This is a genomic window from Pradoshia sp. Z3_51, from assembly GCF_058215915.1.
Genome location: NZ_JBZAJC010000002.1, coordinates 286,019 through 307,842, shown reverse-complemented (window position 1 = coordinate 307,842; position 21,824 = coordinate 286,019). Strand labels below are relative to the sequence as shown.

Annotated in this window: 21 protein-coding genes and 1 other annotated feature; all 21 genes read right to left on the bottom strand. The window is 39.9% G+C overall.

From position 1 onward, the window contains the following. Positions 1-176: 176 nt before the first annotated feature. The gene (gene pyrE, locus AC4BHA_RS05110) at positions 177-806 is read right to left on the bottom strand and encodes an orotate phosphoribosyltransferase (protein ID WP_139891279.1); all 630 of its coding nucleotides are present in this window, start codon (positions 804-806) and stop codon (positions 177-179) included. Next, the gene (gene pyrF / locus AC4BHA_RS05105; RefSeq protein ID WP_139891280.1) at positions 803-1,516 is read right to left on the bottom strand and encodes an orotidine-5'-phosphate decarboxylase; all 714 of its coding nucleotides are present in this window, start codon (positions 1,514-1,516) and stop codon (positions 803-805) included. Before pyrF ends, pyrE begins: the two co-directional genes overlap by 4 nt. Further along, positions 1,488-2,432, bottom strand: a complete 945-nt coding sequence (locus AC4BHA_RS05100) for a dihydroorotate dehydrogenase (RefSeq protein WP_139891281.1) — start codon at positions 2,430-2,432, stop codon at positions 1,488-1,490. Before AC4BHA_RS05100 ends, pyrF begins: the two co-directional genes overlap by 29 nt. After that, positions 2,429-3,190, bottom strand: a complete 762-nt coding sequence (locus AC4BHA_RS05095) for a dihydroorotate dehydrogenase electron transfer subunit (RefSeq protein WP_139891282.1) — start codon at positions 3,188-3,190, stop codon at positions 2,429-2,431. The genes AC4BHA_RS05100 and AC4BHA_RS05095 overlap by 4 nt, the downstream gene beginning before the upstream one ends. Beyond that, positions 3,187-6,399, bottom strand: a complete 3,213-nt coding sequence (carB, locus tag AC4BHA_RS05090) for a carbamoyl-phosphate synthase large subunit (protein ID WP_490558243.1) — start codon at positions 6,397-6,399, stop codon at positions 3,187-3,189. Before carB ends, AC4BHA_RS05095 begins: the two co-directional genes overlap by 4 nt. Beyond that, positions 6,396-7,484, bottom strand: coding sequence for a carbamoyl phosphate synthase small subunit (locus AC4BHA_RS05085; RefSeq protein ID WP_140461243.1), 1,089 nt, complete (start codon positions 7,482-7,484; stop codon positions 6,396-6,398). The genes carB and AC4BHA_RS05085 overlap by 4 nt, the downstream gene beginning before the upstream one ends. Continuing rightward, entirely contained in the window at positions 7,481-8,767 is a 1,287-nt protein-coding gene (gene pyrC / locus AC4BHA_RS05080) for a dihydroorotase (protein ID WP_490558242.1), read from the bottom strand. Before pyrC ends, AC4BHA_RS05085 begins: the two co-directional genes overlap by 4 nt. Continuing rightward, positions 8,730-9,668, bottom strand: coding sequence for an aspartate carbamoyltransferase catalytic subunit (locus tag AC4BHA_RS05075; protein WP_490558241.1), 939 nt, complete (start codon positions 9,666-9,668; stop codon positions 8,730-8,732). The genes pyrC and AC4BHA_RS05075 overlap by 38 nt, the downstream gene beginning before the upstream one ends. 149 nt (positions 9,669-9,817) lie before the next feature. Next, positions 9,818-11,122, bottom strand: coding sequence for a uracil permease (gene uraA, locus AC4BHA_RS05070; protein WP_490558240.1), 1,305 nt, complete (start codon positions 11,120-11,122; stop codon positions 9,818-9,820). Between the two features lie 114 nt (positions 11,123-11,236). After that, complete coding sequence (gene pyrR / locus AC4BHA_RS05065) at positions 11,237-11,776, bottom strand: bifunctional pyr operon transcriptional regulator/uracil phosphoribosyltransferase PyrR (RefSeq protein WP_066100653.1); 540 nt, start codon at positions 11,774-11,776, stop codon at positions 11,237-11,239. A 183-nt stretch (positions 11,777-11,959) separates the two neighbouring features. Further along, the gene (locus AC4BHA_RS05060; RefSeq protein WP_066100655.1) at positions 11,960-12,874 is read right to left on the bottom strand and encodes an RluA family pseudouridine synthase; all 915 of its coding nucleotides are present in this window, start codon (positions 12,872-12,874) and stop codon (positions 11,960-11,962) included. Continuing rightward, complete coding sequence (gene lspA / locus AC4BHA_RS05055) at positions 12,867-13,340, bottom strand: signal peptidase II (protein WP_066100658.1); 474 nt, start codon at positions 13,338-13,340, stop codon at positions 12,867-12,869. The genes AC4BHA_RS05060 and lspA overlap by 8 nt, the downstream gene beginning before the upstream one ends. A 278-nt stretch (positions 13,341-13,618) precedes the next feature. After that, a complete protein-coding gene (ileS, locus tag AC4BHA_RS05050) occupies positions 13,619-16,393 on the bottom strand; it encodes an isoleucine--tRNA ligase (protein WP_066100661.1) in 2,775 nt (924 codons plus the stop codon). Between the two features lie 69 nt (positions 16,394-16,462). Beyond that, positions 16,463-16,697: a binding site (T-box leader), on the bottom strand. 59 nt (positions 16,698-16,756) lie between these two features. Further along, positions 16,757-17,269, bottom strand: coding sequence for a DivIVA domain-containing protein (locus tag AC4BHA_RS05045; RefSeq protein WP_066100664.1), 513 nt, complete (start codon positions 17,267-17,269; stop codon positions 16,757-16,759). Positions 17,270-17,355: 86 nt separating this feature from the next. Beyond that, a complete protein-coding gene (locus AC4BHA_RS05040; protein ID WP_490551841.1) occupies positions 17,356-18,129 on the bottom strand; it encodes a YlmH family RNA-binding protein in 774 nt (257 codons plus the stop codon). Between the two features lie 59 nt (positions 18,130-18,188). Beyond that, entirely contained in the window at positions 18,189-18,449 is a 261-nt protein-coding gene (locus tag AC4BHA_RS05035) for a YggT family protein (RefSeq protein ID WP_066100670.1), read from the bottom strand. A gap of 7 nt (positions 18,450-18,456) precedes the next feature. Continuing rightward, entirely contained in the window at positions 18,457-18,900 is a 444-nt protein-coding gene (locus tag AC4BHA_RS05030) for a cell division protein SepF (protein WP_066100673.1), read from the bottom strand. Positions 18,901-18,916: 16 nt separating this feature from the next. After that, positions 18,917-19,591, bottom strand: a complete 675-nt coding sequence (locus AC4BHA_RS05025) for a YggS family pyridoxal phosphate-dependent enzyme (protein WP_066100674.1) — start codon at positions 19,589-19,591, stop codon at positions 18,917-18,919. Positions 19,592-19,595: 4 nt separating this feature from the next. Further along, on the bottom strand, positions 19,596-20,462 hold the full coding sequence (gene pgeF, locus AC4BHA_RS05020) for a peptidoglycan editing factor PgeF (protein ID WP_490558239.1): 867 nt from the start codon (positions 20,460-20,462) through the stop codon (positions 19,596-19,598). Positions 20,463-20,474: 12 nt separating this feature from the next. Continuing rightward, positions 20,475-20,726 carry a YlmC/YmxH family sporulation protein gene (locus AC4BHA_RS05015; protein ID WP_066100677.1) on the bottom strand — a complete coding sequence of 84 codons (252 nt, stop codon included), beginning with the start codon at positions 20,724-20,726 and terminating at the stop codon, positions 20,475-20,477. Positions 20,727-21,046: 320 nt separating this feature from the next. After that, positions 21,047-21,823 (bottom strand): RNA polymerase sporulation sigma factor SigG, encoded by a 777-nt coding sequence (gene sigG / locus AC4BHA_RS05010; RefSeq protein WP_066100680.1) that lies wholly within the window; start codon positions 21,821-21,823, stop codon positions 21,047-21,049. Position 21,824: the final 1 nt, after the last annotated feature.

Sequence of the window (21,824 nt, the reverse complement as noted above, 5' to 3'; positions counted from 1 at the left end):
ACTCAGTCTTTTTCATTATGATATTTCTTGTTGGCAGCTTGCTGCATACTCTTTCTCTAATTCTAGCAATCGGTCAATCAGATTATATATTTATCAACATCTAAGTTTAACAGACACAAATAAAAAGAGATAAAATCCAACTATTTCAGATTTTATCCCACTGATTCTTTATGTTTTTAGTTAACCCAGCTCTCATCATAAGGGTTTTGCTTCCATTTGCGGAGCTTATTCAGCTCCTCCTTTGTCACGTACTGATGTTCTTCCGCAACTTCGATAAGAGTTGAATAATCGCTTAAGGAGTAGTATGGAACCTCGCTATCAGCAAATGCAATTCTTGCTTTATCCATTTCATATGTAAAGATTGATACAACCCCTAGTACATCACAACCGACTTCACGTAATGCCTTGGCACATGTGATCGAACTTCCTCCTGTTGAAATCAAATCCTCCACGATGACTACTTTATCATTCTTTTCCGCTTTCCCTTCAATTTGATTTCCTTTTCCATGCCCTTTTGAACTGGAACGAACATAAATCATCGGCAAATCTAGCTGTTCACTTACCCAGGCAGCATGCGGAATGCCTGCTGTAGCTGTTCCTGCAATAATCTCAGCTTCAGGAAATTTTTCTTTTATTAATTGAGCTAGGCCTCTCGCTACATCCCGCCGTACCTCCGGGTAAGACATCGTTAATCGATTATCACAATAAATCGGGGATTTGATACCTGATGACCAAGTAAATGGATTGCTTGGCTGTAAGGCTACAGCTTGAATAGATAATAAATGCTCTGCTATTTTTCTTTTCATATCGGTCTCTCCCATTCTTCAACTATCTTATAATAGGCCTCTATTGGATTCTCTGCCGTTGTAATACTTCTTCCCACAACGATAAAATCACTGCCCTGCCTACTAGCCATAAACGGTGTAGCCACCCTTTGTTGGTCTCCTGCTGCATCACTGGCCAGACGAATTCCCGGAGTAACTGTTACGAAATTTCGACCAACCTGATTTTTAATTTGCTGTACTTCATGTACGGAGCAAACTACTCCATCAAGACCTGATTCTTTTGCTAATTGACTATAATGAATGACACTTTCAGCCAGGGTTGTCTGAATGAATTGCTCTCTTTGCATCTGCTCTTCACTTGTGCTTGTCAATTGCGTAACCGCTATACATAGCGGTCTTTTTTCTCCAGGAGGGGTACCCTTTTCAAGACCATCAAGCGCATATTCCATCATCTTTCTTCCGCCTGCTGCATGAACATTAACCATATCGACTCCCAGTCTTGCCACTGTCTCCATTGCTTTTCCAACCGTATTAGGAATATCGTGCAATTTCAAGTCCAAAAAAATGTCATGTCCCAATCCTTTAATTGCAGTGATGATAGAAGGACCTTCTCCGTAATAAAGCTCCATACCTACTTTAACAGCCAATTTTTCCTCATTAAATTTATGTAAAAATCGCAAGGTTAGCTCTCTATTAGGAAAATCAAGTGCGATGACCGGTGTATTCCGCATTCCTATTCCAGCTCCTTCCAACACATTCTGATATATGATCAAACCCGAGTGATAAAATTAGGTCTGGCAGAGCGTCAATAATCTCAGGCATAACAAACGGATTAATAAAATTGGCTGTTCCAACCGCAACCGCACTCGCACCTGCATAAAGGAATTCAATAACATCCTCTGCTGTTTCAATGCCGCCCATGCCAATGATAGGAATCGAAACCTGCGAGCTAACATCATGAATCATTCGAATCGCAACCGGTTTAATGGCCGGCCCTGATAAACCGCCTGTCCGATTAGCTAAAATCGGCTGGGCTGTTTTGAGATCAATACGCATTCCTATTAGTGTATTAATCATCGTCAGTCCATCAGCACCACCATCTTCAACTGCCTTCGCAATGGATACTATATCGCTGACATTCGGAGACAATTTAACATAGACTGGCACTGAAGATACTTCTTTTACCGCTTTAGTTAATTCTTTAGCCACAGACGGATCGGTACCAAATTGAATACCTCCGCATTTTACATTCGGACAGGAAATATTCAGTTCAAGAGCATGCACATTCGGAGCTGTACTGATCCGTTTCGCCGTCTCCACGTAATCCTCCATCATGGTTCCTGCCACATTAGCAATAATCGGTACATCGTACGTATCAAGCCATGGAAGCTCCTCATTCATCACATGCTCCAAGCCAGGGTTTTGAAGTCCAATGGCATTTAGCATCCCTGCATTTGTTTCCGCAACCCTTGGGGTCGGATTTCCAATACGCGGTTCAAGTGTCGTTGATTTAATGATGACGGCACCCAGCTTATCGAGATCATAAAACTGACTGTATTCCATGCCAAAGCCGAAACAACCAGACGCCGGCATAATCGGATTTTTCAACGCTAATCCAGGCAGCTGCATGCTTAATGGATTATTCATATGACGACCTCCTCTGAACGAAATACCGGGCCATCGATACATATCTTCCGGTATCCATTTCCCGGGGTACGGCACACACAGGCAAAGCACGCACCTATTCCGCAGCCCATTCTCTCTTCAAGCGAAATAAACACCTTTTTCCCTTTATATTTATCCTTAACGGCCTTTAGCATTGGTGTTGGCCCACATGTATAGACCACATCAATGTCCATTGGAACTGAAGCATTTGTTACATAGCCTTTTATTCCGTAAGTCCCGTCTTCAGTTGTGATAATGGTCTCCCCAAGCTCAGCAAATTCGTTTTCATAAAAAATATCTGCTGCGGTACGGAGGCCCAAAATATGAATCACAGATACACCTTTAGCCGTTAAATCTCTTGATAGCTGCAATAAAGGTGGTATTCCAATTCCTCCGCCTATCAAAAGCGCTTTTCCTCCCGGGTTCACATCCTCAACCGTAAACCCGTTGCCAAGCGGCCCAAGCACATCGACTTTTTCCCCTGTTTTTTTTTCAGAAAGAATCCTGGTTCCTTTCCCTTCCGCTCTGTAAACGATTGTAAAACGAGATTGCTCAGGGTCAATTTTACATATACTGATTGGCCTGCGCAGCAAAGGATCTATTCCGTTCGATACTTTGATATGTACAAATTGCCCAGGCATTGCCATGGAGGAGACAAGTGTCCCCTCCATAGTCATTTCAAATATATTCGGTGCAATCATTCGATGGCTGACGACGGTCATCATCTCTTTTTGAATCATAAACTGATTGCCTCCTTGGCCGTTTGCATATGGTTCATTTTAGTTGTCGAAAACGTTAGCGATTCCAGTACTGTTAAAATTGCATTGGCCGTATCCAAGGAAGTCATACAAGGAATCCCATTTTCAACCGATTCACGGCGAATTCTAAAACCATCACGTTCAGGCTGTTTTCCTTTGGTTAACGTATTAATCACCAGCTGTGCTTTTCCATTATGAATCATATCCAATAAATTCGGCTCTTCACTGCCAATTTTGCCAACAATTTGGCATGGAATATTCGCTTGATCTAACGCTTGAGCCGTACCCTCGGTAGCGATGATTTGATAACCAATTTCATTGAAACGTTCTGCAAATAAAACGGCTTCTTCTTTGTCCTTATCCGCAACAGTCAAGAGGACAGTTCCATATTGCTTAATTTGAATTCCTGAAGCAATCAACCCTTTATACAAAGCCTTTTGCAATGTATCGTCTTTTCCCAGTACTTCACCCGTTGATTTCATTTCTGGTCCGAGCGTAATTTCAACCTGGCGAAGCTTTGCAAATGAAAATACTGGTACTTTTACGAACACACCCGCCTTTTCAGGGACAAGGCCATTTTCAAGACCATAATCCTTAAGCTTTTGTCCCAAAATGACCTTAGTGGCCAAATTCGCCATTGGAACATTAGTGATTTTGCTTAAGAACGGTACCGTCCTGCTTGAACGGGGATTAACTTCAATTACAAACACTTCATTATTAGAGACTACATATTGGATATTAAACAGACCAATTATATTCAAACCCTTTGCTAGTTTAATCGTATAATCTATAATTTTTTCTTTCGTATTTTCTGACAGATTCTGTGGAGGGTAGACTGCTATAGAATCACCAGAATGGACTCCAGCACGTTCAATATGCTCCATGATACCCGGAATAACAACTGTTTCACCATCAGAAATTGCATCTACTTCAATTTCTTTCCCTGTTAAATAACGATCGATTAATACAGGATGCTTCGGATTTATCTTCACGGCATTTTTCATATAATGAAGCAAATCCTCCTGATCATCCACGATCTCCATTGCCCTTCCACCAAGAACATAGGACGGTCTTACCAAAATAGGGTATCCAATCTCATCAGCCACTTCGACTGCTTCCTCCACTGACAAGGCTGTTTTCCCTTTAGGCTGCGGGATATTCAATTCTGTTAAGGCTTGCTCAAACATATCGCGATTTTCAGATCGATCCACATCCTCTAAAGACGTACCCAGTATCTTAACTCCTCTTTCTACAAGGGCTGAGGCAAGATTAATGGCTGTCTGACCGCCAAATTGTACAATAACCCCTTCTGGTTTTTCTAAATCAATGACATTCATCACATCTTCAATCGTTAAGGGCTCAAAATATAGTTTGTCTGAAATGCTAAAATCTGTTGAGACCGTTTCCGGATTGCTGTTTATAATAATCGCTTCATAGCCGGCTTCTTTAATCGCCCAGACAGAATGAACAGTTGCGTAATCAAACTCAACTCCCTGCCCGATTCGAATGGGTCCGGAACCAAGTACAACGACACTCCTCTTTGGCGTTACGATTGATTCATTCTCATCCTCATAAGTGGAGTAAAAATATGGTGTTTCAGATTCAAACTCCGCAGCACAGGTATCGACCATTTTAAATACCGGTTTGATTTGATTGTCCATGCGCCACTGATACACTTCCAATTCAGAGCTTTTCCAAAGCTTTGCTAAGATATAATCAGAGAAACCAAGTTTTTTGGCTATTAATGTATATCTCGGATGGAAGGGGGCTTCTAACAGTTTAGCTTCCATCTCAACAATCTTTGCAAATTTATGCAGAAAGAATAAATCAATCCGAGACCATTCATGGATTAACTGAATCGTTAATCCGCGCTTTAACCCTTCAGCAATATAAAATAGTCGTTCGTCTGTTGCTATTTTAATTTGTTTTTCTATCTCTTCATCTGTGATCATCTCAGCCTTAGGCAGTTCAAAGTGCAAGATTCCAACCTCTAGGGAGCGAATTGCTTTTAATAGAGATTCCTCGAACGTTCTGCCGATTGCCATAACCTCACCAGTTGCTTTCATTTGCGTTCCGAGGGTTCTGTTCCCTTCCTCAAATTTATCAAAAGGCCAGCGTGGTATTTTGGTTACGACATAATCAAGTGCCGGTTCAAAGCTCGCATAAGTTTTTCCGGTTACGGGATTGATCATCTCATCGAGTGTCAAACCAACTGCAATTTTAGCTGCAAGCTTTGCGATAGGATAACCGGTTGCTTTAGAAGCAAGGGCAGACGAACGGCTCACCCTTGGGTTAACCTCGATAATGTAGTAATTGAAGCTATCTGGATCAAGAGCAAGCTGAACATTGCAGCCTCCTTCAATTTTTAAAGAACGTATAATTTTCAACGACGCATTGCGCAATAATTGGTATTCCCGGTCACTCAATGTTTGGCTCGGTGCCACTACAATCGAATCTCCCGTATGTATTCCGACAGGATCGATATTTTCCATGTTACAAACTACGATTGCATTATCATTCGAATCTCTCATGACCTCATATTCAATTTCCTTGAACCCTGCAATGCTTTTTTCCAGCAAGCATTGGGTGACAGGACTGCTCTTGAGACCACCGGCTACAATCTCGCGTAATTCCTCTTCGTTTGAACAGATTCCGCCGCCTGTCCCTCCAAGTGTATAAGCCGGTCGTACAATTACAGGGTATCCTACAGTCTGAACAAAAGCCTCGGCTTCTTCCAGATTATGAATAATTGCGCTGTCAGGAACCGGTTCATTCAATTCGTTCATTAAGGTTCGGAATAGATCACGGTCCTCAGCCTGCTCAATTGCCGATAGCTTTGTTCCCAGAATTTCAACACTGCATTCCTCGAGCACTCCAGAATTGGACAGTTCTACAGCCAGATTTAGTCCAGTTTGGCCTCCAAGTGTGGGCAATAAAGCATCAGGGCGTTCTTTACGGATGATTTTACTGACAAACTCTAACGTTAATGGCTCAATATAAACCGCATCTGCAATTTCCGTGTCTGTCATAATTGTAGCCGGGTTGGAATTTACCAGGACTACACGATACCCTTCTTCTTTTAATGCCAGACAAGCTTGTGTACCCGCATAATCAAATTCTGCTGCCTGGCCGATTACAATCGGTCCGGATCCAATAACCAGGATGGATTTAATATCTGTACGTTTACTCATTTTACTGCCTCCTTCAGTTTGGATCTCTCAATCATGCTAATGAATTGATCAAATAAATAATTTGCGTCCTCCGGGCCAGGCGATGATTCTGGGTGATATTGGACGGTGAAAGCATCGTAGTATTTATGTCTTAATCCCTCAATCGTTCCATCATTTAATGCAATATGCGTAACTTCCAAGTCTGTTTGTTCAATAGAGTCATATTTTACTGTGTATCCATGGTTTTGCGAGGTCAGTGCAATTTTACCTGTTTTTAAATCTTTAACTGGGTGATTGGAACCGCGATGCCCAAATTTCATTTTTTCAGTTTCAGCATTACATGCTAAAGCGAACAACTGGTGACCGAGACAAATACCGAACATTGGCACTTTTCCGATAATTTTTCTTATCATTTCAATCGCTTCCGGAACATTTTCAGGGTCTCCCGGTCCATTTGTCAGCATGATACCATCCGGACGCAGCGTCATAATTTCTTCAAAGGTAGTATTATAAGGAACAACGATTACATCACAGCCTCGATTATTTAATTCTCTTAATATTCCATGCTTCATTCCGAAATCCACCACGACTACTCGATAACCGCGTCCTGGACTGGGAAACGCTTTTTTTGTAGATACCTTTTGAACCTGATTACGAGGCAGCACAGTTGCTTTCACTTGGTGGAGCATCGTTTCAGCATCTTTAGTTATTGAACAAATTACACCTTTTACTGTACCTCTTTCACGAATCATTCTTGTCAATTTCCGAGTATCAATCCCTGCAATGCCAGGAATATTCTTTATTTTCATGTATTCATCAAGAGAAAAATCACTTCTCCAATTCGAAGGAAAATCAGCCACTTCTTTTACAATTAGGCCACTGAGACTCGGAGCGATTGACTCAAAATCATCCCTATTGATTCCATAGTTGCCGATTAAAGGATAAGTCATCGTAATAATTTGACCGCAATAAGAAGGGTCAGATAAAATCTCCTGATAACCGGTCATCCCCGTATTAAATACAACCTCACCAATTTTATCGCTTTCTCCTCCAAATGCTTCGCCAATAAAAATTGTTCCATCTTCTAAAATCAATTGTCTCTTCATTCAGTTAGACTTCCTTTCTGCCAAACTACTTTTCCTTCCACAATCGTCATGACCGGCCATCCTTGACAGCTCAGGCCAGCAAATGGCGTGTTTTTTCCTTTGGAAAGGAAGGTATCAGGATTAATCACTTGTTCTTCTTCTAAATCAAGCAGGACGAGATCCGCAGGCATCCCTATTTCTATTTTTCCGTAGTTAAGTTCAAATGCTTGCGCTGGTTTAATCGTCAAGAAATCAATTAATTGTTTCAGGGTCATCGCTCCCTTTTTTACCAAATATGTATACAACAGCGGAAAGGCTGTTTCTAATCCAACTATGCCAAACGGCGCAAGTCTGATATTTTGTGATTTTTCCTCTACTGAATGGGGAGCATGATCCGTAGCGATAAAATCAATCGTCCCGTCTAACAGGCCTTCTAGCAATGCTTTTTTGTCATCCTCACCTCTTAAAGGCGGATTCATTTTAAAATTAGGATCCAGCTCCTTAATGTCCATTTCGGACAGTAACAAATGATGGGGGGTTACCTCTGCTGTTACATGAATGCCTGCTTTCTTGGCATCACGAACCGTTCTTACAGACTCCTTCGTGCTGATATGACAAACATGATAATGGCACCCTGCTGTCTCAGCCAGTAATACATCCCTAGCAATATGGACCGCTTCACATACTGAAGGGATACCGGGTAATTCATGTTTTCTCGAATAGATTCCTTCATGCACACATCCACTTTGAATTAATGTATTATCCTCACAGTGAGCGACAATGGCCATATTCAGTTTTGCAGCTTTTTTCATAGCTTCAAGCATCATACCAGCTGACTGGATGCCGACGCCGTCATCTGTAAAGGCAAATGCTCCGGATTTTTTCAGAGATTCAAAATCAGTTAATTCCTTTCCAAGCTCCCTGATAGTAATTGAGGCATAGGGCAATACCCTTGTGCTCGCCTTTTCTCTAATTCTATTATTTAACGAACGTAATTGTTCGGCAGTATCCGGAACAGGTCGTGTATTCGGCATAGCAGCTACAGTAGTAAATCCACCTTTTGCAGCAGCCTGTGTCCCTGTTTCAATCGTTTCTTTATGCTCGCCGCCAGGCTCTCTTAAGTGAACATGCAAATCTATAAAACCAGGCGCCAGCAAAAATCCTTTAGCATGAATGATGTTTGCCTGCTGATTGGGCAATTCATCTTGGATATCGGAGATTACTCCGCTCTGAATTAAGATATCTTTGGTGGCCAGTGTTCCATCATCAGTTAAAAATTGCGCACTTTTTATAATTGTATTCATGATTTGCCGCTCCTCCCCTTTGCTCGATACTATTTTTTAAAGCAGCCATTCTCACATATACTCCGTTGGCCATTTGTTTAAATATTCGCGAACGAGCGCATTCAACTAATGAATCATCAATTTCCACACCTCTATTTACTGGCGCAGGATGCATAATTATACAATTACTCCTAAGACGTCTCTCCCTTTCAATCGTCAATCCATAACTGTTCAAATATTCCATTTTTCTCATTGGCATTTCCACTGAATGACGTTCATGCTGGATTCGAAGCAACATAACTACATCTGCGTTTTCGATGGCGTCATCAATTGGTTCATAGGCCACATTGCTTCCTGAGAGATTCGCCCAAGCTTGTGGGCCAGAGAATACAACCTTTGCACCTAATCTGGTCAGTGTTTCCGCATTTGATCGCGCTACGCGGCTATGCCTGGTATCTCCTATGATTGCCACTTTTAAACCTCGAAACGTTTGAAATTCCTGTTTAATGGTCATCAAGTCCAATAAACATTGCGTAGGATGATGCCCGCATCCATCACCAGCATTCATTATGGATAAATATACACCACTTTGTATTAAATTTGCAAAATAATTATCTTCTGTATGACGAATTACTACGGTTTCCACTCCAATCGCTTCTAATGTCTTCACTGTATCGGATAGGGTTTCACCTTTTAATACACTTGATGCTTGCACTTCAAAAGGGATTACATCCAACCCAAGCTTTCGCTGTGCCATTTCAAAGCTGATTTTAGTTCGCGTGCTCGCTTCAAAAAATAAATTTGCTACAAAGTGTCTTTTTGCAGGCATCCAGGTTTCCCCATTGGCAAATGCCTCAGCATCTGATAGCAAGCCTGTAATTTCCTCAATCGATAAATCTGTCATCGTAAGCAAATGTTTCACGATCAATCAGCCTCCCATATTCTAAAAAAAACCCTAATTCGTTTTTTACGAATCAGGGTTTTAGTTTATTTAGTCGATTCATCCCAATATCGCATACTGGAATTATCGCACTTAATCTAACCCCTGTATTTTACTTGTTGGATCTACTTTCAACCCTGACTTTCGCTGGTTTCCTTACCGGGAAGTACAAGATTTAAGATGACACCTACAATGGCGGCCAATGCCATTCCAGAAATGGAGGCATGATCGGTAATTTTGAGCATTGCACCACCAACACCAATGATTAAAATAACAGAGGATATGACTAAGTTTCTATTTTTAGATAAATCGATTTTGCTGTCGATCAACATCCGTAAACCGCTTGAAGCTATGATGCCGAACAGAAGAATGGACACCCCACCCATCACAGCTGATGGAATGGATTGAATAAGGGCTGAAATTTTTCCAATAAATCCGAACAAGATTGCGAATACCGCTGCTCCGCCTATTACATAAACACTGAATACTCTTGTAAGACCCATAACACCAATATTTTCTCCATAGGTTGTATTCGGAGGACCACCCAGGCAAGATGCAATCATAATGGAAACTCCATCGCCAAATAACGAACGATGTAGACCCGGTTTCTCAACAAAATTGCGTCCAGCAAGTTTACCAAGAACTAATTGATCGCCAATATGTTCTGATATTGGAACGATGGCAATTGGAATCATGATCAGAATAATTTCCCATGTTAAAGCCGGTGTATAGTCTACGAATGGCACCGTGAAATTTGGAAGCTGGAACCAGGCTGCTTCTTTTACCGGAGTGAAATCTACAATTCCAAAGAAGCAGGCGGTAATATAACCACCAATAATACCGATTAATACTGGAATCAGTGAAAAAAAGTTTTTAAAGACAACACTGCATGTGATTGTGATGGCAAGTGTAATTAAGGCAACCGTAATATGTTTTGTGCTGTAAACAAGCACTTCTGCATTCGGATTTTCATACATGGCCATATTGACTGCTGTTGAGGCAAGACCAAGACCAATTACCATAATGATAGGACCTACGACTACAGGCGGTAAAAAGTTTAGGATGGTTTTAGTGCCTAGTTTTTTAACTAATAAAGCAACGAGTGCATAAACAAGTCCAATCAAAAAGCCGCCTACTAAAGCAGAACCAACACCGCTGCTTTCATTTAGTAAAGTAATCGGATAGATAAAGGCAAAGGATGAACCAAGATAAGCAGGTATTTGCCCTTTGGTGATCAGAATGTAAACCAGTGTACCTATACCGCTTGTCAATAGGGCAATTCCAGGATCCAGCCCTGTTAGAATCGGTACAAGAATGGTTGAACCAAACATCGCAAATAAATGCTGCAGGCTTAATATAAACCATTGCTTCGGAGTAGGTTTTTCATTGACATCGTACCTTATTTGAGGATTGTTTGCTATTTCTGTAGAAGTCATAATTATTGCCTCCCTGATGAAATTAATAGGTTTCGAAGGGAGATGATTATTTGCATAAGCAAATATCGCATGCTCCCCTTTTCAGCCTCACAGGACTGAATTAAAAAGGTTTTTTTATTCAAAAATGGAGACTTGTTCACCATCATCCATTTCTTTTAATTTGACGACAATCTTTTCATTTTTTGCAGTAGGTATATTCTTGCCTACATAATCAGCTCGGATTGGAAGCTCTCTGTGCCCTCTGTCGATCAGGACAGCTAATTGGATTTGAGCCGGTCTGCCAATATCTATAAGAGCATCAAGAGCTGCTCTCGCCGTTCTGCCAGTATATAAAACATCATCAACCAGAATGACTTTCTTATCTTTTAAGCTAAATGATACATCTGATCCATTTACCTGTGGATCCCCACTTTTTGTCTTTGTGCTTAAATCATCCCGGTACAAGGTAATATCCAGTTCACCAACAGGAATTTCCGCTCCTTCAATTTCGTGAATTCTTTCTCCCAGACGTTTAGCAAGAAAAATACCACGGGTACGAATACCGATCAACACACAATCACTCACACCCTTATTTTTCTCGATAATTTCATGAGAAATCCTTGTTAACGCTCTTGAGATTGCCTTTTCATCAAGCAAGATTGCTTTCTCTAACATATCATCGTCCCTTTCCTAAAAAACGTAAAAAATCCTTTTGCCGTGTAGGCAAAAGGATATAATAAACCATAGAAAAAGACATACATCTTCCATTAGTTTTCACGTACCTTTTCAGCCTCACGGGACTGTATTTAAAGGACCCTATTCAGTTGTATCTATATTACTTTAGGATTGTTATCCTTGTCAACAGTCAATTCTTAAAGTTTCCAAATAATCGACAAAATATGCTGGTAATGGAGCTTCAAATTCCAAATATTCCTCTGTTCTAGGATGGACAAATCCCAGAACTGCTGCATGTAAAGCCTGTCCATTTAAATCAGGAGTTTTTCTTGGTCCATACTTAGGGTCACCAGCAAGAGGATAACCAATATATTTCATATGGACACGAATTTGATGAGTGCGACCTGTTTCAAGCTGACATTCAATAAAAGTAAAGTCTTTAAATCTTTCCAGTACATGAAAATGTGTAACTGCATGCCTAGAATTATCGTCTGTTACTGTCATGCTTTGACGATCTCGTTTATCACGGCCTATCGGCGCATCTACCGTTCCTGCATCATGTGGAATGATACCGTGGACAAGTGCCTTATACTTCCGGGTAACTGTTTTTTCAGTTAATTGCTTTACAAGTCTCTCATGCGCATAATCATTTTTAGCGACCATGAGCAATCCTGAAGTATCCTTATCGATACGATGGACGATACCTGGACGCATCACACCATTGATCCCTGATAAATCCTTGCAATGGTACATTAAAGCATTTACAAGTGTACCTGATCCATGTCCTGCTGCCGGATGTACAACCATGCCTTTTGGTTTATTGACAACAATGACATCCGCATCCTCATAATAAATATCAAGAGGAATGTTCTCAGCTACAACATCAAGTTCCTCTGGCTCTGATGGTGTGATTTCAATAGAGTCACCAGGCTGACATTTATAATTTGCCTTTATCTGTTTGTCATTCACCAGAATATTCCCTTCTTTTATCCACTGCTGGACTTGAGAACGTGACCATTCTTCATTTAAAACGGAAAGGACTTTATCAAGCCTTTCACCTTTTTGTTCTTCTGTTACTATCAGTCTTTGACTATCCATTCTTTAGCTCCTTAGCTCTTTTTTCCTCCATAAACATAGCAATAACCAATAATCCAACTCCTATACAAAGAGCAGAATCTGCCACATTAAAGACAGGAAAACTGTATGAGAATATATACGTATGCACAAAATCAACCACTTCATTGCGGAAAATCCGATCAATAAAATTACCAATCGCTCCCCCAAGAATAAGTCCAAGGGATATCCCCGTCAACTTATCGGTACTGAATTTTCTTATGTAAAAGACAATTCCAATAATAACCACGGTTGTTACGATGTAAAAAAACCACATTTGTCCCTGAAGAATTCCCCATGCCGCCCCTCGGTTTCTGTGCGAGGTGATGTATAGAAAGTTTTCAATGATTGGTATACTCTCCCCTAAGGTCATATACTTAACGACCAACCATTTTGTAAATTGGTCAATCATGATAATGAGCAACGCAATCAAATAATACATATATAACATAAGCTTGCCCCCTGCCTGCTTAAAATGTACACACTGCTTAACAAATTGTAGCATATCTATCTAACAAATGTTTTAGAACTTTAACAAAAATACAGGCCCTTTCGAATAAATGAAAGGGCCTATAGAAGGAATAGCATCCCAGTATTTTGGACAGGTTGGTCTATCACCTCTACTGCCCACACATAAAACTTATCTAACACTTCAAATGAGAGTATGCCTCACTTTTCGCTGATTGCTTAAGCACTCAGGAAATCGGTTCTCTATCATTTTAAATAACCTTATCCGAGTTCTGGATATTCGTTAACTACCACTGTGGAGCAGCGTTCACATAAAGTTGGGTGTTTTTCAATTGTACCAACCTCTTCACTGATATTCCAGCAACGTTCACAAGTTTCTCCATCTGCTTTTGTGACTAAAATTGCCGCATGCTCTAACTTAATAGCTTCTTCCGGTGCATCGTAAATGTATCCGGCAACTTCCACTGAAGAAACGATAAATAATTGTTCAAGGCTTTCTTCAATGCTTTCAAGCAAATCTTTTGTTTCTTCACTTACATACAATGCTACTTTCGCATTTAATGATTTACCAATTACTTTTGAATTTCTTGCTTCTTCAAGCGCTTTAAGGACATCATCACGTAAATTCATGAACAAATCCCATTTCGCTTTAACAGCTGTACTATTTGGATAATTTTCAACCGACGGCATATCTGTTAATTGTACGCTCTCTGCATCAGCATCATCGATAAAAGTCCAAACTTCATCAGCTGTATGCGGCAGAATAGGAGCAATCAATTTAACTAGCTTCATAACGCATTCATGCAGTACAGTTTGAATTGCACGGCGGCCATCACTGTTTTCCGCATCGCAGTATAGAATATCCTTTGCATAATCCAGATAGAAGGAACTTAAATCCTGTGTACAGAAATTATTGATACCATTATAGATATCAGCAAATTCATAATTGTCATAGGATTGTTTTACCTGATCAACCAAATCATTTAACTTAATGAGCATATATTGGTCCACTTCACGAAGATTTTCGTAAGAAACCGCATCATGCTCTGCGTTAAATCCGCTCAGGTTTCCAAGCAGGAATCTGAATGTGTTACGAATTTTACGATATACTTCGGATACTTGTTTCAGAATATTATCAGAAACACGTACATCAGCCTGGTAATCGACACTCGCAACCCAAAGACGCAGAATATCTGCACCCATTTGATTAATAACTTTTAATGGGTCAATTGTGTTTCCTAGGGATTTACTCATTTTACGGCCTTCTCCATCAAGTGTAAATCCGTGGCTTAATACTTCCTTGTAAGGAGCTTTACCAGTAACAGCAACTGACGTGATCAAAGAGGAATTAAACCATCCACGATATTGGTCTGAACCCTCGAGGTAAAGGTCAGCTGGTCTTCTCAAATCTTCTCTTGCTTCAAGAACTGATTGATGGGAGGAGCCAGAGTCAAACCATACGTCCATAATATCTGTTTCTTTCGTAAATAAGCCATTAGGGCTGCCTTCATGTGTAAAGCCTTCTGGGAGAAGATCTTTTGCGTCTTTCTCAAACCAAACAGTGGAACCGTATTGTCGGAATAAATCGGATACATGCTTAATCGTTTCATCCGTAATGATTGCTTCACCATTTTCTGCATAAAACACCGGAATCGGTACGCCCCATGCACGCTGACGGGAAATACACCAGTCTCCACGATCACGAATCATGTTAAATAATCTCGTTTCACCCCATGCAGGTACCCATTTAGTTTCTTTGATCTGCTGCAATAGGTCTTCACGGATATCATCAACTGAAGCAAACCATTGGTCAGTTGCACGGAAAATTGTTGGCTTTTTCGTTCTCCAATCATGCGGATAAGAGTGTGTAATGAAATCAAGTTTTAACAGAGCACCGACTTCCTCGAGTTTATCCGTGATTTCTTTGTTTGCTTTATCATAGAATAATCCTTCAAATCCAGGAGCATCAGAAGTCATATGGCCTTTTCCATCCACTGGGCAGAGTACTCCAAGATTATATTTCTGACCTACGATAAAGTCATCTTCACCATGTCCTGGCGCAGTATGAACACAACCTGTACCTGCATCAGTGGTTACATGCTCTCCTAAAATAACAAGTGAGTCACGGTCATACAATGGATGTTTAGTGACTACATATTCCAGTTCAGCACCTTTAACAGTCTTCTCAACTTCAGCATTCTCCCATCCAAGTGTTTCTTTAACGGAAGGCAATAATGTTTCAGCCACAATATATTTTGTACCATCCACATTCACAAGTACATAATCAAGGCGTGGGTGAACAGCAATTCCAAGGTTAGCTGGAATGGTCCAAGGTGTCGTTGTCCAAATAATGAACTTCGCTCCCTCTTCCACTACTCCTTTGCCGTCCTTCACATCAAATGCAACAAAGATAGATGCTGATTTCTTGTCGTGGTATTCGATTTCCGCTTCAGCTAGTGCAGATTCACTGGAAGGAGACCAATAAACCGGTTTTAATCCTTTATAGATATAGCCTTTTTTCGCCATATCACCGAAAACTTTGATTTGCTCAGCTTCATATTCAGGTTTCAGTGTGATGTATGGATTTTCCCAGTCTCCTCTTACACCTAAACGTTTAAATTGAGTGCGCTGCTGATCAATTTGTGTATAAGCATATTCCTCACAAAGTTTACGGAATTCAGCGATTGTCATTTCCTTACGATTTACTTTTTTGTTTTTAGTTAGAGCTGTTTCAATTGGTAAACCATGAGTATCCCAACCTGGTACATATGGCGCATTATAACCATTCATTGATTTAAAGCGAACAATAAAATCCTTTAAGATTTTATTCATTGCATGCCCGATATGAATGTTTCCATTCGCATAAGGAGGTCCGTCATGCAGCACAAATTTAGGAAGGTCCTTCGTGCGCTCCTGTACTAATTTGTAAATATTTTTTTCTTCCCAACCTGCTTGAACTTCCGGTTCTCTTTTTGGCAAATTCCCACGCATTGGAAATTCTGTTTTAGGCATCAATAATGTGTCTTTAAATTCCATTCCATTCACTCCTTAAACTTCGGTTAAACTATTTTCATAAATAAATACAAAAAAGCCTTTTCATCCCGGTAAAGGGACGAAAAGGCTATATTTCCGCGGTACCACCCTTTTAGAATATTGCCTGACAATATTCCTCTTGGTATTCGTAACGTGAATGACTCGCCGCTATTTACTGCCAGCCAAGCTGGGTTCAAAAGCAGACTCAGGGATGATCTTCCATCCAGATTCTTTTACCGGACTCCCACCTTCCCCGGCTCGCTACAAAAAGTATAATCTGATGTACTGTTCCCGTCTTCGTTTTATCATTTTTTGAATAGATTTGTTAAAATATTATATTCAATAACTTACGATAAAGTCAAGACCTTACATTTCTTCTTCATTCAGGTCGATATCAAATTCAGTGGCATCCACGTCATATTTAAGAAGTTTATCCCAATCTTCACTGTTTAATAAATCAAGCTGGGCTTCAACAAGCATTTTAAAACGCATTCTGAATACTTTAGATTGCTTTTTAAGGTCTTCAATTTCAATAGCAATTTTTCTTGCTTTAGATAATGCCTCATTGACAATTCGGTCAGCATTTTTTTCTGCTTCCTTCATAATCAATTTAGCCTCTTTTTGAGAATTTCGTTTGACATCTTCTCCGGCTTCCTGAGCAATGACGATTGATTTATTCAACGTTTCCTCAATGTTGGAGAAATGCTCAAGGCGTTGTTCCAACTCTTCCACTTTAGCTTCAAGATCTTTCTTATCTCGAAGGACCAACTCGTAATCTTTAATTATTTGGTCAAGAAACTCATTTACTTCATCTTCATCGTAACCGCGGAATCCTCTGCCGAATTCCTTGTTATGTATGTCTAGCGGTGATAATGGCATAGACTGCACCTCCGAATACTGATTCTTCTCTTAATTATTATACTATGCTTTCGACAGTAATGGTGATATTCCTTCTAAATTCCTGATTATTTTTGTATACCACACTTTATTTTCCATTTATCTTTCTTTGTTTTTCCTTCAATGGAAAATATCTTCATTCTCCCTATCCCACGAGTGGATAACACATCACTTTCTCTGATTTCATATGATGGATTATCGACTTGTTTCCAGTTTACCTTAACACGCCCCTGGTGTACGAGTGTTTGGCTCTTTTGCCTCGAAATATTGGCGATAGCCGACAATATCGTATCAATTCTCATGGAGGAAACTGTCACTTGGCATTCCTTCCATTGTTCCGTAACAGTCATGGCCTGATCAGCAGGTATTTCCTGAAACTTTACACCCGCATTGCCCATTTTAGATATATTCATCTCCAGATAGGATGCTACATCTTTTGCAACAACGAATTGTACTCGCTCGCCTTCAATCCATATATCACCAAATTTTTCTCTCTTTAAGCCAACAGACATTAACGTGCCAAGAATCTGCCTGTGTTTCAGTGTCGTAAATTTTGCAGAATAAAACAATTCATAAATGGTCAGTTCGTAATCCTCGATTTGCGGTTCATAATAGTCCGGATAGAGGAGCGCTCTTTGCCGCTCGGCCGCTTCGCTTCCTCCAAAAAAGGAAACAAGTACATCTCCATTTGTACCAATTAGCATCCTTACAATCTCTGATTCTCTGGGGTCAAGAAAATCTGTCAGTTTAGGGGCATATTGCTCCTGCACTTGATCAATCCATCCAAGCACCTGATCGATAAATTCTCTTTCTTCCTGACGAAAATGCTGATAAATATCCATTTACATCCTCCAGCTAAAATATAAAAGCTCCCTGTTTTGAAAGGGAGCTAACATTCTTCTTAAAAAATGCCTGCCAACGCGGAGATTCCTACTCGTGCCATATTTAACACAAGAATCGCTATAATTGGAGAAATATCAATCATGCCGAGCGAAGGTACAATTCTCCTGAATGGTTCCAAAAACGGCTCACATATGCGTGCTAAAAACATTCCAATTCCTGTATCCCTTGCATTTGGAAACCACGACATTAATATGTAAATAATTAAGGCCCAGGAATATATATCTACTGCTTTATAAAGTATATAAAAAACTATATCCATTATTTACTTACCACCTTATATCCTCCAGTTCATCTTCTTGAGCATATCCAGAGATGGAACCTGAAACATCAACATTATCAGGGGTACATAAGAATATATTTGACCCGATACGCTGAATATCCCCACCGATTGCATAGACTGTCCCACTTAAAAAGTCAACAATTCTTCTAGCCTGGTCTGGTGAAATCCTTTGTAAATTCACAACAACCCCACGGCGATTTTTTAAATGGTCGGCAATCTCCTGAGCATCTGCATACGCTCTTGGCTCCAGCAATACTAACTTAGAAGATTTCTGTATGCTTTGAAGACTCACTATATTTTGTTGTTTTTGCTGCTGATCATGTTTATTCACTTTTGCCGGAACTTTTTCTTCTTCAACATATTGTTCCTCATACTCATATTCTTCATCCTCGAGTGCAAAGAACGTTTTCATTTTTGATACGATAGACATCATTTACACCTCTCTTTTATTCATTCCCTACCAAGGCAGTTCCGATTCTAACCATGGTTGCACCCTCTTCAATGGCGATTTCATAGTCATTAGACATACCCATTGAGAGTTCTGTGCATGGGGCATTGGGCAACTTCATATTTTGTATCACTACTTGCAATTCTTTGAGTTTACGGAAACAAGTACGTATTTCTTCTTCATCATCTGTGAAAGGAGCCATCGTCATAAGTCCCATTACCCTAATTTTTTCAAATTCAGCAAGCTGTTGTACAAACTCAATTGCAACCTGAGGCTGTATTCCATGTTTAGTATCTTCTCCGCTTACATTTATCTGAACAAAACAGTCAATCGGGCGAGTGGCTCTCTTTTCTATTTCTTCAGCCAATGATAAGCGATCAAGAGAATGTAGAACGTCCACACGGTTTATGATCGTTTTTACCTTTCTCGTTTGAAGCGAACCGATAAAATGCCAAACTGGTCGTTCTTTTATACCCTCTTGCTTGGCTATTAATCCTTCCGGGCGGTTTTCACCAAAGTTTTTAATTCCAGCTTTATAGGCTTCTAGAGCACGTTTTGTTGAAACATATTTTGTAACAGCAATTATTTGTATATCTTGTGGATTACGACCTGCACGTTTTGCAGCACTCTCAATTTTTTCATGAATGATCTGCAGGTTTTCCGTCACTTCCAATATCCTACTCCTCCTTCCAGCCGATTAACCCCAACATTCGACCAGTTTTCCCCTCATCACGTCGGTGAGAAAAAAAGTAAGAATCATCACAACTTGTACAAAAACCAGTTGTCATAATATTCTCTGGTAAAATACCGGCTTTCTGAAGAATTAAAGCATTCGCCAGCTTTAAATCAAGCTGATATTGATTCTCCGTAATTTGATTATAAGCGGTTTTTGTCTGTTCTTCTAGTATAACCTCTAAATAGTTAATTACTTTTTTGTCGACAGTATAACAGTTTTGGCAAATAGATGGCCCTATTGCAGCATATATCTCTTCAGGCTGTACGCCTTCAGCCTGTCTCCAGATATCAATCATAGATGAACCTATGCCGGCAACCGTCCCCTTCCAGCCCGCATGTACAATCCCAATCAAATGATGGTTTGGCGCCATAAAATATACGGGTACACAATCCGCAAAGCAAAGCGTCAGTAATATTCCGCTTTCTTTTGTATATAAACCATCCGTTGCTTTTAATGCTGTTTTATAATCTAAAGCTCCAAGCCCGGCATGACTTTTTTCAATTTTCATAATAGAAGCTTCATGCGTCTGCTCAGCTCCAACCCATCTTTCAACAGGAAAATGGAGCTGGTCAGCCAGAATACGCCTGTTTTCTATTACTTTTCCATCCAAATCAAAGACGTGAAAAGCTGTATTCATCGAATGAAACGGAAAATCGCTGATGCCTCCGTTCTTCGTAGTAAATCCCGCCAATAAATTTGGATGCCGATCCTTCCAATCTTTTATCGACAATAATGATTCGGAAAAACGAACAAATGGTTCCAAGCTAATACCCCTCGATTTTTCTTTCATTTTATCATAATCCCGCATAATTTTCTTCTTCTATTCATTAAAACTTCCGTATCCCTTGTATTCCACAAGAATCACATCTTCTCCAATCATTTTAATTTTATACCACGGAATGACAGTGTCTTCCTCTTTATTTAAAAACGAAAGCATTTTACTGTTTGCTACCGTTATACTTTCTATTTTCCCAGTACTTAGATTAATTTCAATATCTTCAACATTGCCCAATCGTTTTCCGTCGAATGTATTTACGATATCTTTGACTTGTAACTCAGAAATTTTAATCATACTCTATCTCCTCCACTCGGGATCTGTAGTTACAGGCATTATATGAATGGAAAGAACAATAAAGAACTTCTCTCTGGAACGCCCTCCTATCCATCAAATCTTGAACGTTATAAGAAAAGGATTTAGTTTCTTTCATATCTGGCTATCTACAAAACCATAAAAAACAGATGCTGGTGATGCAAGAATTTTGAGTTCCCCTCTTTTAAATAGGAATGAAGACTCTGCTATAATAAATTGGCCTAATATAAATAAAAACTATCCTGCAAATGAGGATAGCTTAAGGGCAATACATATTTAATTATAAGTTCATTAATCAGCAGCTAGATATTTTTATTCATTTGGCGAATAGCCGCTTTTTCCAAGCGGGATACCTGTGCCTGTGAAATTCCGATTTCCTCAGCAACTTCCATTTGCGTTTTCCCTTGGAAGAAACGTTTCTTAAGGATCATTTTCTCACGCTCATTTAACCTGCGCATGCCATCTTTTAATGCAATCTCATTAATCCATGTGCTATCTTTACTCTTCTCATCACTGAGCTGATCCATTACAAAAATTGGATCGCCTCCATCATTGTAGATAGGTTCAAATAATGACACTGGGTCCTGGATTGCATCTAGTGCGAATACTACCTCTTCATACGTAACATCAAGAGCTTTTGCAATTTCTTCAGATGTCGGTTCTCTCGATGTTTCACTCATCAGTCTCTCTCTGACCTGTAAAGCCTTGTATGCAATATCTCTCAACGATCTGGAAACCCTAATCGGGTTATTATCCCGTAAATAACGGCGAATTTCCCCAATAATCATTGGAACAGCATACGTAGAAAATTTTACATTCTGACTTAAGTCAAAGTTGTCAATCGATTTCATTAAACCAATGCATCCAACCTGGAAGAGGTCATCAACATACTCACCTCTGTTATTAAAGCGCTGAATGACACTTAGGACAAGTCTAAGATTACCGTTAACCAACTTCTCCCGTGCTGATGATGATTCTCCAGATTGCATCTGTTTAAACAACTCTCGCATTTCATCATTTTTTAAAACAGGTAATTTTGATGTATCCACACCACATATTTCTACTTTGTTTCGTGTCAAT

Coding starts and splice junctions, on each gene's coding strand:
- pyrF (WP_139891280.1), bottom strand. CDS start 1,516: ATGCGGAATACACCGGTCATCGCACTTGATTTTCCTAATAGAGAGCTA.
- AC4BHA_RS05015 (WP_066100677.1), bottom strand. CDS start 20,726: ATGATTAAAATTTCTGAGTTACAAGTCAAAGATATCGTAAATACATTC.
- AC4BHA_RS05030 (WP_066100673.1), bottom strand. CDS start 18,900: ATGTCTATCGTATCAAAAATGAAAACGTTCTTTGCACTCGAGGATGAA.
- AC4BHA_RS05085 (WP_140461243.1), bottom strand. CDS start 7,484: ATGAAGAGACAATTGATTTTAGAAGATGGAACAATTTTTATTGGCGAA.
- AC4BHA_RS05100 (WP_139891281.1), bottom strand. CDS start 2,432: ATGAATAATCCATTAAGCATGCAGCTGCCTGGATTAGCGTTGAAAAAT.
- AC4BHA_RS05040 (WP_490551841.1), bottom strand. CDS start 18,129: ATGGATATTTATCAGCATTTTCGTCAGGAAGAAAGAGAATTTATCGAT.
- pgeF (WP_490558239.1), bottom strand. CDS start 20,462: ATGCGGGATTATGATAAAATGAAAGAAAAATCGAGGGGTATTAGCTTG.
- lspA (WP_066100658.1), bottom strand. CDS start 13,340: ATGTTATATATGTATTATTTGATTGCGTTGCTCATTATCATGATTGAC.
- AC4BHA_RS05045 (WP_066100664.1), bottom strand. CDS start 17,269: ATGCCATTATCACCGCTAGACATACATAACAAGGAATTCGGCAGAGGA.
- uraA (WP_490558240.1), bottom strand. CDS start 11,122: ATGACTTCTACAGAAATAGCAAACAATCCTCAAATAAGGTACGATGTC.
- pyrE (WP_139891279.1), bottom strand. CDS start 806: ATGAAAAGAAAAATAGCAGAGCATTTATTATCTATTCAAGCTGTAGCC.
- pyrC (WP_490558242.1), bottom strand. CDS start 8,767: ATGAATACAATTATAAAAAGTGCGCAATTTTTAACTGATGATGGAACA.
- AC4BHA_RS05035 (WP_066100670.1), bottom strand. CDS start 18,449: ATGGATATAGTTTTTTATATACTTTATAAAGCAGTAGATATATATTCC.
- ileS (WP_066100661.1), bottom strand. CDS start 16,393: ATGGAATTTAAAGACACATTATTGATGCCTAAAACAGAATTTCCAATG.
- carB (WP_490558243.1), bottom strand. CDS start 6,399: ATGAGTAAACGTACAGATATTAAATCCATCCTGGTTATTGGATCCGGA.
- AC4BHA_RS05095 (WP_139891282.1), bottom strand. CDS start 3,190: ATGATTCAAAAAGAGATGATGACCGTCGTCAGCCATCGAATGATTGCA.
- pyrR (WP_066100653.1), bottom strand. CDS start 11,776: ATGTTAGAGAAAGCAATCTTGCTTGATGAAAAGGCAATCTCAAGAGCG.
- AC4BHA_RS05060 (WP_066100655.1), bottom strand. CDS start 12,874: ATGGATAGTCAAAGACTGATAGTAACAGAAGAACAAAAAGGTGAAAGG.